This is a genomic window from Bacillus cereus group sp. BfR-BA-01383 (assembly GCF_022663495.1).
GTDB lineage: Bacteria > Bacillota > Bacilli > Bacillales > Bacillaceae_G > Bacillus_A > Bacillus_A cereus_AU.
This window is the reverse complement of record NZ_JAKUFP010000021.1, coordinates 71,809-84,004: the sequence shown is the minus strand read 5'-3', so window position 1 is coordinate 84,004 and position 12,196 is coordinate 71,809. Positions and strand designations below refer to the sequence as shown.

The window sequence follows — 12,196 nt, the reverse complement described above, 5'->3', positions numbered from 1 at the left end:
GGCTCGTTCAGAATCGCAGGGCATTGGAGCTCTCGACCTTGAAGCGCTTTTTGCTTCGAGCGAGAGAGCGAAATGACCGGAGATTCTAGCCGCTGGAGCTGGATATACCTTAAAGCGGATGCGGCTCGTTCAGAATCGCAGGGCATTGGAGCTCTCGACCTTGAAGCGCTTTTTGCTTCGAGCGAGAGAGCGAAATGACCGGAGATTCTAGCCACTGGAGCTGGATATACCTTAAAGCGCAAGCGGCTCGTTCGGAATGCCTCGGCGGAAGAAGCGAAGCCACCGAACATTCTAGCCGCTGAAGCTAGCGGAGATGCCCCATTTCCACAAGTACCCATCACGTCATCGCCAATACGTTAACTTTCAAAAGGAGGATTTTATTATGTACTCAATGGAACAAGTTGTAAACTTAGCGAAACATCGCGGTTTCGTTTTCCCTGGTTCTGAAATTTACGGTGGTCTTGCAAACACTTGGGATTACGGTCCACTTGGAATCGAATTAAAAAATAACGTTAAAAAAGCTTGGTGGAAAAAATTCATTCAAGAATCTCCACATAACGTTGGTTTAGACGCAGCTATTTTAATGAACCCAAAAACTTGGATCGCTTCTGGTCACGTTGGTAACTTCAACGATCCAATGATCGACTGTAAAAAATGTAAAGCTCGTCACCGTGCTGACAAATTAATTGAAGATGCACTAGATGCAAAAGGTATCGAAATGGTTGTTGACGGTCTTACTTTCGACCAAATGGCTGACTTAATGAAAGAACATGAAGTAAAATGTCCTGATTGCGGTAGCGAAGAATTCACTGAAATCCGTCAGTTCAACTTAATGTTCAAAACATTCCAAGGTGTTACAGAGTCTAGCACAAACGAAATCTTCCTTCGTCCTGAAACAGCACAAGGTATTTTCGTAAACTTTAAAAACGTACAACGCTCTATGCGTAAGAAACTTCCATTTGGTATTGGTCAAATCGGTAAAAGTTTCCGTAACGAAATTACACCTGGTAACTTCACATTCCGTACACGTGAATTCGAACAAATGGAACTTGAATTCTTCTGTAAGCCTGGTGAAGATTTAGAGTGGTTCGCATTCTGGCGTGAAACTTGTAAAAACTGGTTACTTTCACTTGGTATGCACGAAGAAAGCATGCGTCTTCGTGACCACGGTGAAGAAGAGTTATCTCACTACAGTAACGCAACAACTGATATTGAATTCAAATTCCCATTCGGTTGGGGCGAACTTTGGGGCGTAGCATCTCGTACAGACTTCGATTTAAAACGTCACATGGAACACTCTAACGAAGACTTTAACTATATCGATCCACAAACGAATGAGCGTTACGTACCATACTGCATCGAGCCATCTTTAGGTGCAGACCGTGTAACATTAGCATTCTTATGTGATGCATATGAAGAAGAGCAATTAGAGAACGATTCTCGTACAGTTCTTCGTTTCCACCCTGCTTTAGCACCATACAAAGCAGCAATCTTACCATTATCTAAAAAGCTATCTGAAGGTGCTACTGAAGTATTCGCAGAACTAGCTAAAGACTTCATGGTAGACTTTGACGAGACTGGTTCTATCGGTAAACGTTACCGTCGTCAAGACGAAATCGGTACTCCATTCTGTATCACATACGACTTCGACTCTGTTGAAGACAAAGCTGTTACAATACGTGACCGCGACACAATGGAACAAGTTCGTATGCCAATTAGCGAACTAAAAGGTTTCTTAGAGAAGAAAATCCAGTTCTAATTATAAGTAAAAGAGGCCGCTCTATTGAGCAGCCTCTTTTCTATTTTTCACGTTTTTCTTTAATTGCTACTGTACATCTTGAAATACATAATAAATCGTCATTTTCATCAATGATACGAATATCCCAAACCATCGTTGAATTCCCCCTATGTATCGGTGTCCCGATCGCCGTGACAATTCCATCTTGCTTTGAACGAATATGATTTGCATTAATTTCTAGACCGAAACAAATACATTTCTCTTGATCAATTAAATTGTATGAACCGACACTTGCTACTGTTTCAGCTAATGCAACAGATGCACCACCATGTAAAAATCCAAACGGCTGATGCGTACGTCCATCAACAGGCATCGTAGCAACCACCTTATCTTCTGTCATCTCTAACAACTCAATTCCAAGCGAATCCATTAAAGTTTTTGCCATATCGTTTCCCCCTTCTCTCACTCTAATTCAATGTATAATTTTACCTATTTATTTTCAAACTACCTATAACACTCGTATAAGGAGGTTTCACCTAAATGAAACAGAAATTTTGTATATTACTGCTTATGTTCTCCTTGCTGACTATTGTACCAAATTGTGCAATAACAGCCAAAGCATCCAATCTGACAATCGATGTTAAGACTGTCACGCAAAAAGGTAAGAAACCTTATATAGAATATCAAATTAACAGGCCTTCCTTTCACAACTTTTCCGATTCTAAATTTCAAAACAAACTCAATTTCTATTACAAAAAATCTACTGACAAGTTTAAAAACAAATTAGAAACAGACGCAAAAAAATATTATGAAGAAACAGAAGGATCTAGTACACCATTTCATCCGTACGTGGCAAATGTTGATTATAAAGTCTCTTTAAGCAAACTACCTTTTCTCAGCTTATATGTGAATTACTATCAATATACAGGCGGCGCACACGGTCTTTATACGTGGAAGGCAAACACATTTGATTTAAACGAAAAAAAGTTACTACACTTAGACGATTTATTTCAACAAGAAGATAAATACAAAGAAGTAATACGCGCAGAGATTGTAAAACAAATTAAACAAAATGAAAGCATTTATTTTCCTGATGCAACGGAAAAAGTAATGAGCGCTACAAAGTTCCACTTCTTTTTAGAACCGGACAATCTCGTAATTTATTTCCCTTTATATGAGATTGCTCCTTATTCAAGTGGAATTCCGCAATTTCGTATTCCGTATACGTTGCTAAGAGACTATTTAAAGCCTTCTTATCAAAATATTTTGATTGACAACAAGTAAATATTTTCGCTACGATAATGTTAACCTAAAAACAACAGGAGGTTAACATTATGAGAAGATTTCACGTTTTAGATTTAGCATTAGCTGCCATGTTCGTTGCTCTTATGGCCATCGGTGCAAATATTGTTTCTTGGGCACCATTCCTGCAAGTAGCGGGCGTCCCATTATCTATGCAACCATTTTTCGCGATTTTAGCAGGACTTCTTCTTGGAAGTAGACTTGGTGCATTATCAATGACTGTATACATGCTCGTTGGAATAGCCGGCGCACCAATCTTCGCTAACTTCAAAGCTGGATTCGGGGCACTTTTAGATCCTACTGGTGGTTTTATTATCGCATTTATTATTGTTGCTTACGTATCAGGAAAATTAGTAGAACAGAAAGAAAGACCAACGTTCAGTACATTTGCTATCGCTTCTTTCACAGGAATTATTTTAACTTATATTATCGGTACTACTTACATGTACGGGGCGGTCAATCTCTTCATGGGCGGTAATATGAGCTATAAAGCTGCTTGGATGATTATGATGTGGTTTGCAGTAAAAGATATTGTATTTACAATTATCGGTGCTATTATCGCACCTCGCATATACTATGCTGTACGTCGTTCTGCTTATCAACATTCTCATTCGACAATTTCATAATAAAAAAGAGTTATCTCAGTATACTGAGATAACTCTTTTTTATTATTAAGACTCTTGATTCGTTTGTTCTTCTAAAATTCTCTTCATCATTGTAACCATGTCACCACGTAATTCTGGGTGTTGCAGGGCCATTTCGATTGTCGTTTGAACGAATCCTAACTTTTCACCTACGTCGTAGCGTTTTCCTTCGAAATCGTAAGCAAATACACGTTGAATTTCATTTAAGTTTTGGATTGCATCTGTTAACTGAATTTCACCGCCAGCACCGACATGTTGCTGTTCTAAGAACATGAAGATTTCAGGTGTTAAGATGTAACGTCCCATAATTGCTAAGTTTGAAGGTGCTGTACCTTGTGCTGGTTTCTCAACGAAATTACGAACTTGGTAACGGCGTCCTTCTTGCTCTAACGGATCAATAATTCCATAACGGTGTGTTTCTGTTTCTGGAACAGTTTGCACACCAATAACAGAAGAAAGTGTTTTATCATATTCTTCGATTAATTGACGTAAGCATGGTTTTTCAGCTTGAACGATATCATCACCTAATAAAACAGCAAATGGCTCATCACCGATGAATTTACGTGCACACCAAACAGCGTGTCCTAGCCCTTTTGGTTCTTTTTGACGGATATAATGAATATCTACCATTTTTGAAGAAGCTTGTACTTTTTCAAGTAACTCATACTTTTTCTTTTCTAATAAGTTTTGCTCTAACTCAAATGCATTATCAAAATGATCTTCAATAGAGCGCTTTCCTTTACCAGTAACGATAATAATATCTTCGATTCCTGATTTTACTGCTTCTTCTACAATGTATTGGATAGTTGGTTTATCTACTATCGGTAACATTTCTTTTGGCATTGCTTTTGTTGCTGGTAAAAAACGTGTTCCTAATCCAGCTGCTGGGATTATGGCTTTTCTTACTTTTTTCATCACAAAATACCCTCTCTTCTGTCAGAATCAATAACGATCATTTCCTTACATAGAACAAAAGGGAGGTTTCGCTCCCTTTTGTTCCCTACTACTTAAAATTACTTTATATTACAAACGATTCATTATATCTTCTTTAATAGTAAGTAACTTTTGTTCACTATTTTGTAAAGAATTATCTTTTACACCAAAATAGAACTTGATCTTCGGTTCAGTTCCAGATGGACGTAGGCAGAACCAAGAGCCATCCTCTAATTGATATTTTAACACATTTGATTTCGGTAAGTGAATCTCTTCTTTATGTCCATCTTGTAAAGATGTAACGATGCTCGCTTTATAATCTTCAACCGCTACGACTGTTAAGCCAGCTACTTCCTTCGGAGGATTTTCACGGAATGTCGCCATCATCTCTTGGATTTGTTCCGCTCCATCTTTCCCTTTTAACGTTAATGATACAAGATCTTCACGGAAGAAACCGTACTTCTCAAATACTTCTAATAGACCATCGTATAACGTTTTACCTTGTGATTTGTAGTATGCGGCTACTTCACATGCAAATAGAACAGATTGTACCGCATCTTTATCGCGGCAAAATGGGCGGATTAAATAACCATAGCTTTCCTCATAACCGAATTGGAATTCATATTGTCCGCTTTCTTCATACTGTTTAATTTTCTCACCGATAAATTTAAATCCAGTTAACGTATCAACCGTATCTAAACCGTATGCTTTCGCAATTGTACGGCCAATTTCAGACGTTACGATTGTTTTTAATACAACACCGTTCTCTGGAAGTGTTCCGTTTTCTTTCTTTTGAGATAATAAGTAATCAAGCATTAATGCACCTGTTTGGTTTCCAGTTAGTACTTGGAACTCACCATTATGATTACGAACTGCTACACCTAGACGGTCTGCATCAGGATCAGTTGCGATTAACACATCGGCTCCAATTTTTTCACCGTCACGAATCGCATACTCAAAAGCAGCATGTTCTTCTGGGTTCGGTGATTTTACTGTAGAGAAGTTTGGATCTGGTAACTCTTGCTCTTTTACAACCGTTACATCTGTAAATCCAACTTCTTCTAAACCACGGCGTACAGAAACATTTGATGTTCCGTGTAATGGTGTAAAGACAATCTTTAAGTCTTTACCAACCTTTTGCGCCATTTCTTTATTAATAATGACATTGTTCAATTCTGTAGCATATGCATCATCTACTTCTTGTCCAATGATATGTAATAAACCGTCAGCTTTCAATTGCTCTACATCAGCTACTTCAACTGTTAATTCATCTTCTACTGCGTTTACGTAGCTAATTAACTCATCAGCTTCTTTTGGAGGCAACTGTCCACCATCTTCACCGTACACTTTATATCCGTTATATTCGGGCGGGTTATGACTTGCCGTAAGGACGATTCCACTTACTGTATGTAAATGACGAACTGCGAAAGAAAGCACTGGCGTTGGACGTAAGCTTTCAAACACATATGTAGTGATACCGTGTGCACCAAGTGTTGCAGCTACTTCCATTGCAAACTCCGGTGATTTATGACGAGAATCATACGCTACAACAACACCACGCTTCTTCGCTTCCTCACCTGATTTTTCAATAAACTTCGCTAATCCTTGTGTCGCTTTACGAACTGTATATACATTTAAACGATTCGTACCAGCACCAAGTTCACCGCGCATACCACCTGTACCAAACTCTAAATTTTTATAAAAGCTATCCTCAATTTTCTTCTCATCTTGCTTCATGTTTTCTAGCTGTTCTTTTAATTCTGCATCTAATTCTGCATATGAAAGCCAGCGACTAAATTCTTGTTTCCAATTCATATCTCTATCTCCTCCCGCTTGTCATACCTTTATTATATGAAAAAAACAACCTGTATCTCAATATTTTATAAAATCTAGCAGGATTTTACTAGGAATATTTGTATACACTATGATTAAATACTCCACCAAAGGGAATGAGGATTATGCAAGAATGGGGCTTGTCAAAAGAGCTCAAAATACAAACAAAACAAATGATTGAAGTTGCTGAAAAAGAACTATCGATTATGAGACAAGCAATCGATAAAGAAGATGAATGTATTTTGTGCAAAATGGAAGATATTCATCATATGTTAGCAAATGTACAAACACTGGCAGCTACATACTATATTCAGGCGTATTTATCACCTTATACGGAAAGCTCACAGTTTATCACAACAGCTGTCCAACATTTAAGCGCCCGAAAGCATGGTGCCCTTATTGTTGTAGAACGAAACGAGACGCTTGAATCTTGTATTCAAACAGGCACAACATTAAACGCTCATTTAACCGCACCATTGCTCGAATCCATTTTTTATCCAGGCAATCCTCTTCATGACGGAGCCGTTCTCGTTAAAAATAATCATATTGTTTCAGCAGCTAATATTCTTCCATTAACGAAAAGCACAGAAGTTAATCCTGAGCTAGGAACACGTCACAGAGCTGCAATTGGCTTATCAGAACAAAGCGATGCACTTATATTAGTTGTCTCTGAAGAAACAGGACGCACTTCCTTTGCTTTAAATGGGACTTTATATACGATTTCTTTATAAGTAAATATAATAAGTGAAGGCTGTTCCAAAGTTTTGGAACAGCCTTCTTACATAATCTTATTCTTCTCCAAAACGTTCAACAAGTGTTGCAAGTGTACGTACCATTGCACCTGTTGCGCCAGATGGTCCTAAATCATGCGCACCTGTTGTTTCAGATGTTCCAGCGATGTCTAAATGTACCCAAGGTGTATCTTCTGCAAATTCACCTAAGAATGTACCGGCCATCACTGCATGCCCTTCACGGCCTGGTGAGTTATTTAAATCTGCAAATTTACTATTTCTCACACGTTCTTTATCGCGTTCGAAAATCGGTAATTGCCAAATTGGCTCATCCGTTTCCATAGAAGCTTCTAACACTTGTTCAAATAGCTCTTCATTGTTTGTCATTGCGCCTGTCGTATGATTTCCAAGTGCAACAATTACACCACCTGTTAATGTCGCAACATCAATAAGGTAGTTTGCACCAAGTTTTTTCGCATACGTAATACCATCAGCTAGCGCTAGGCGACCTTCTGCATCCGTATTTAATACTTCAATTGTTTTTCCGCCCATAGATGTAATCACATCATCTGGCTTAAATGCTGTACCACTTACAACGTTATCAGTTGAAGGGATAACAGCGATAACATTTTGTTCTGGGCGAAGTTCACCGATGATTTCCATCGCACCTAAAACAGCAGCAGCACCGCCCATATCGCCTTTCATGCCGACCATACCTTCACGTGGTTTTAAAGAATAACCACCTGTATCATATGTAATCCCTTTTCCAACAAATCCAATTACATCTGTCCACTCTTCTTTTCCTTTATAAATAAGAGCGATCATTTTTGGTGGCTCTGTAGAACCTTGGTTTACTGCAAGCAATGCACCCATACCAAGGTCTTCCATCTCTTCTTTCTCAAGAACTTTATAGTCCATATCGTATTTTTCCGCTAATTCAACAGCATACTCAGCAAGCTTCGTCGCTGTTAATACGTTTGGCGGCATATTTACAAGTGTACGAGCTGAATTTGTTGCACGTCCATGCACGTAGCCAACTGTTAATGCTGCTTCAATTTCTTGTGCATCTTTCATTGTAACAGCCGTAAACTTCTCTAACTCTACGCGATCCTTTTTATCTGTTTTATACGTTTGTAATTCATATGTACCAAGACCTTGTACTTCTGCCGCAATATGAGCTACATCAATCGCATCTAATTTCTCTGTCACGAAAGAATCCAGTAAGATTGCTGCATCTTGTACTTTTGCTGCTTGTAATGCTTTAAACGCCTTACCAAGAGCCGCACGTAACGTTTCTGTCGTGTAAGACTCTTTCTTACCTAAACCAACAAAGTAATAACGCTTCACATTTGTTTTTCCTAAGCTATGTACTTTTGAAATGGCTTTTTTCTTCGTAGAAAGTTCCTTTTCTTCTAATAAAGCTTGTAATTGTCCTTCAAACGCTTTGTCCAGTTCTTGTACAAAACTACTCGTTTTCTCTTCTTCAAATAAAGCAACAATTACCGCTTCATGACCTGCTAATTCTTTTTGTACTTGAAACATGTTCAGACCCCCTAAATTTCTCTACCTCTATTATAACTTTATTTTCGATAAAATGCGACAATTCTAACTTCTATCACCTCTTGTACAGTGAGATTATAGTCAGGGGGGCTCCCTATAATTTCTACCACGATAAAATAGGACAAGAAAAAAAGCCTAGCGTGATTACCACTAGACTATCTTTGTTTTAAATATTGTCCCCGAAACACTTGCATCGTTTCGTCTTGATTTAACATCGTTAACTCTTCTTCTGAAAACTTACCATTTCCCACTTTTACCACGTACACATTTACTTTCTTCTTACCCCATTGGCTATAAACATCTTTCACCGTATCATAATATAGATCAAGACGGTTTCCTTTTATGGCGCCGCCCTTATCAGCTACAACCCCATATCCGTAACCTGGCACAAATAGAATTGTCCCAAGCGGGAATACGCGCAAGTCCGCAGCAATTGTGGAATATAAATCCCTTTTCGCTTTAACACCTGAATATGTAATACCATACTCCGGATGTCCCGGCCTCTTACCTGTTGATTCAATCCCCGACGTATAACCAGTTGCTGTCATTTCAATCATACGATATTTAGACCAGTCATTTGCCTGCTCTAAAGCATTTATCACTTCTTTACTCGGAACAACTTTTCTCTCAATTTCTGCTGCATGTACTTCTTTTGCACCCGTTTCTTCATATGATTTTAAAATCTCCACTAAAGAAACTCCAGTGAAAGCCTTCCATGTTACGCATAATGCGAGTGCAAGTAAACAAGTCATCATAATGCGAATACAATATCGTTTTAACATTTTTATATTCCACACTCCTTCATCGTTAATCATTCCCTATACGATGAAGGAATATGCAAAAAAATAATCTCCAAACGAATTGGAGATTAAAACATTTGATATCCACTTTTCCGAAGTTTTTTAATTACGACCCCTGCTAAAGCAGCACCTACTAATCCGGTAGATAGAATAAACATATCTGCTTGTCCTAAATGCGATACACTTGTCCCAAATGAAGAAAATGTTTCTTTTGGCTTTGAAAAATAATCCCACACACTCGCATTATTAATAATAAGCATACAAACAATCGGATACACAATAACCATGACCCATGTAGCTCGCAAAATCATGTTGAGTAAAAATCCAATTCCAAAAAACAAAATAAAGAATAACATCATTGAAATAAGTAGTACCGGTATACTCACTCTTTCTCCCTCTCCTTCGCATGCGCTGTAAATACGTGATAGGCAGTATAACCAAATTGCTCTCCTGGATTTAATGTTTTGTCCATTTCAAGATGCAGTTCTGATCTTCCTTCTAACAAATATTGAATAAGCACAGACGTATTTGGATCGTCCGCAATACTCTCTGGGTGCAAGAACGCTACTTCAGACAATTCCTTCTCTTGCACAATAATGTCTTCTCCTTCTGGCTCCAAAAGGAAAATAATCATATTATCACTAATCTCATTACGAATAACGCCCGATCGAACACCAATAATCCCCTGCACGTGAGCGACAATACCTGTCTCTTCTAACACTTCACGCTTCACAGCTTCATCCACAGTCTCACCTTCATTTACAAAACCAGCCGGTAAAGACCATTTCCCCTTTAATCCACTGTATTTTTTCTTAACGAATAGCCACCTGCCATCTTTTGTAGCTACTAAACCACTAACGGCTAACCATACTTTCCCTCTCTCTCCCATGATGTCTTCCTCCTCCACTTCAACAGACGGAATATTCTTTCTTTTCTATATATTATACTATATTTTTAAATACGCTGTTACCTTTCCTTTCGAATGCCAGATGATAAAGTCCATATTTTTGATATATCGTTAATAAAAAAATATAACGAGAGGGGACATGTAATATGAAGAAAATAAAACAATGCATTCATCCATTTCCTAATTCAACAATGTTTCAAAAAAGCGTTGCCCCCATCGGTTTCACGCTTTTTCTCATCTTTCTATTACTATATAGAAAACGTATATTATACGAAAAAAAAGCAGAAACAGCTCATAGCCGTTTCTGCTTTTTCTACTATATATTAAAATAACTTCAATTTACCTTTTTTAAGAACTAATAAAGGTCCACCTAGTAAGAATAGGTAACGGTTATCGATGACTTTCTTCATGAAGGAAGCTTTCCAACCTGTTAACTTTTTACCCATAACAACGCCCATTGCATCGTCATGACCTAATGAACATACAGATCCTTTATTGTCGAATGCGAATTTTTTCATTTCGCCTTTGCCACGAACTAATACAGTTAAGTTGTGTGCAATGTTGTAACCTTGTTGAATTGCGATTTGCGCTGTTGGTGGGTATGGACGATTAATTTCTTCGTTAATGATTAACGCTGCGTCACCAACCATGAATACCTCTTCGTATCCTGGAGCGTGCATGTACTCATCAACTTTTACACGTCCGCGCATTGCTTCAAAGCCAGACTCTTCCACAATACCGTTACCACGAACACCTGCAGCCCAAACTACTGTTTCAGACTTAAGTAATTCAGTATCGTCACCGTTTGCAACGATAATACCTTCTTCAGTTGCTTCTTTAATTGCTGTACCGATGCGGAATTCTACACCTTTTTTCTCAAGTTGTTTTACAGCATATTCTACTAATGCTGGATCAAAACCAGGAAGTGCTGTTGGAGCAGCCTCTACACAGATGATACGTGCTTTTTCACGTGGTACATTGTACTCTTTGCAAAGTTCAGGAACACGGTTTGCAAGCTCACCTACGTACTCGATACCAGTAAATCCAGCACCACCAACAACGATTGTTACTAGCTCATCGCGTTGTTCAGTTGCATATTGAGCGAATTTAGCTTCCATATGCTCACGAATTTGACGAGTTGCATTAATGTTAGCAATTGAGAATGCGTGCTCTTTTAATCCTGTAATGCCGAACGTTTCTGACTCGAAACCAAGACCGATTACTAAGTAATCATACTCTAATTCGCCATTCTGTAAGATAATACGTTTTTCAGAAGCTTTAATTTCTACTACTGTATCTTGTACAAAGTTCACTTTATTTGTATCGATAACGTCTTGAATATCTAGACAGATTTTTTCATCTTGTAGTGTACCAGCTGCGCTCTCGTGTAACCAAGTTGCTTGGTAGTGATAGCTGTTGTTGTTTACTAACGTAATTTCAGCTTCATTTACAGATAATGCTTTTTGCAGACGAACAGTCGTAATCATCCCGCCATAACCTGCACCTAAAACTACGATTTTTGGAGTCTTCACCAAATCACAACCCTTTTCTTTATATAATAGTAATGAAAAATAATACCAAGTACTAAAAACTCTATTTGTCAAGAATGTGGAATTTATCACATTCTATATCGTAACAAAACGCAGTCAAAAAATCGTACGAATTTTGTCATAGAAATTTAACATAATACTTCCCTATATTAGTCGGTTTCATACCAGAATTCAAGCACCTGGAGAATTATCAATATT

General features: G+C 38.1%; 12 protein-coding genes. 4 read left to right on the top strand and 8 right to left on the bottom strand.

Annotated features, from left to right (window positions below):
* Window positions 1-382 precede the first annotated feature (382 nt).
* Complete coding sequence (locus MR065_RS18485) at window positions 383-1,759, top strand: glycine--tRNA ligase (protein WP_242214659.1); 1,377 nt, start codon at window positions 383-385, stop codon at window positions 1,757-1,759.
* A gap of 40 nt (window positions 1,760-1,799) precedes the next feature.
* Here MR065_RS18485 and MR065_RS18480 read toward each other — a convergent pair whose 3' ends face one another.
* On the bottom strand, window positions 1,800-2,183 hold the full coding sequence (locus MR065_RS18480) for a hotdog fold thioesterase (RefSeq protein WP_071712648.1): 384 nt from the start codon (window positions 2,181-2,183) through the stop codon (window positions 1,800-1,802).
* 95 nt (window positions 2,184-2,278) lie between these two features.
* On the opposite strand from MR065_RS18480, the gene MR065_RS18475 reads away from it, so the two are divergent.
* Window positions 2,279-3,022, top strand: a complete 744-nt coding sequence (locus tag MR065_RS18475) for a DUF3298 and DUF4163 domain-containing protein (RefSeq protein ID WP_242214658.1) — start codon at window positions 2,279-2,281, stop codon at window positions 3,020-3,022.
* A gap of 50 nt (window positions 3,023-3,072) precedes the next feature.
* A complete protein-coding gene (locus tag MR065_RS18470) occupies window positions 3,073-3,666 on the top strand; it encodes a biotin transporter BioY (RefSeq protein WP_144492351.1) in 594 nt (197 codons plus the stop codon).
* A 45-nt stretch (window positions 3,667-3,711) separates the two neighbouring features.
* Here the strand turns inward: MR065_RS18470 and galU are convergent, their stop codons facing one another.
* Both galU and MR065_RS18460 read right to left on the bottom strand, forming a co-directional pair.
* Window positions 3,712-4,599: a UTP--glucose-1-phosphate uridylyltransferase GalU gene (gene galU, locus MR065_RS18465; protein WP_097904303.1), complete on the bottom strand. Its 888-nt coding sequence runs from the start codon at window positions 4,597-4,599 to the stop codon at window positions 3,712-3,714.
* A gap of 108 nt (window positions 4,600-4,707) precedes the next feature.
* Window positions 4,708-6,432 (bottom strand): phospho-sugar mutase, encoded by a 1,725-nt coding sequence (locus MR065_RS18460; protein WP_242214657.1) that lies wholly within the window; start codon window positions 6,430-6,432, stop codon window positions 4,708-4,710.
* Between the two features lie 143 nt (window positions 6,433-6,575).
* Here MR065_RS18460 and cdaS point away from each other — a divergent pair, with 143 nt between their 5' ends.
* A complete protein-coding gene (gene cdaS / locus MR065_RS18455; protein WP_097904301.1) occupies window positions 6,576-7,181 on the top strand; it encodes a sporulation-specific diadenylate cyclase CdaS in 606 nt (201 codons plus the stop codon).
* 57 nt (window positions 7,182-7,238) lie between these two features.
* On the opposite strand, the gene pepA is transcribed toward cdaS, so the two are convergent.
* From pepA to MR065_RS18430, 5 genes are all read right to left on the bottom strand, one after another.
* Window positions 7,239-8,723 carry a cytosol aminopeptidase gene (gene pepA, locus MR065_RS18450; protein ID WP_242214656.1) on the bottom strand — a complete coding sequence of 495 codons (1,485 nt, stop codon included), beginning with the start codon at window positions 8,721-8,723 and terminating at the stop codon, window positions 7,239-7,241.
* 173 nt (window positions 8,724-8,896) lie between these two features.
* Window positions 8,897-9,523 carry a 3D domain-containing protein gene (locus MR065_RS18445; protein ID WP_141557887.1) on the bottom strand — a complete coding sequence of 209 codons (627 nt, stop codon included), beginning with the start codon at window positions 9,521-9,523 and terminating at the stop codon, window positions 8,897-8,899.
* Between the two features lie 86 nt (window positions 9,524-9,609).
* Window positions 9,610-9,927, bottom strand: coding sequence for a YuiB family protein (locus MR065_RS18440; RefSeq protein ID WP_097904298.1), 318 nt, complete (start codon window positions 9,925-9,927; stop codon window positions 9,610-9,612).
* Complete coding sequence (locus MR065_RS18435) at window positions 9,924-10,430, bottom strand: NUDIX hydrolase (protein WP_242214655.1); 507 nt, start codon at window positions 10,428-10,430, stop codon at window positions 9,924-9,926. The genes MR065_RS18440 and MR065_RS18435 overlap by 4 nt, the downstream gene beginning before the upstream one ends.
* 341 nt (window positions 10,431-10,771) lie before the next feature.
* Complete coding sequence (locus MR065_RS18430) at window positions 10,772-11,980, bottom strand: NAD(P)/FAD-dependent oxidoreductase (protein WP_242214654.1); 1,209 nt, start codon at window positions 11,978-11,980, stop codon at window positions 10,772-10,774.
* Window positions 11,981-12,196: the final 216 nt, after the last annotated feature.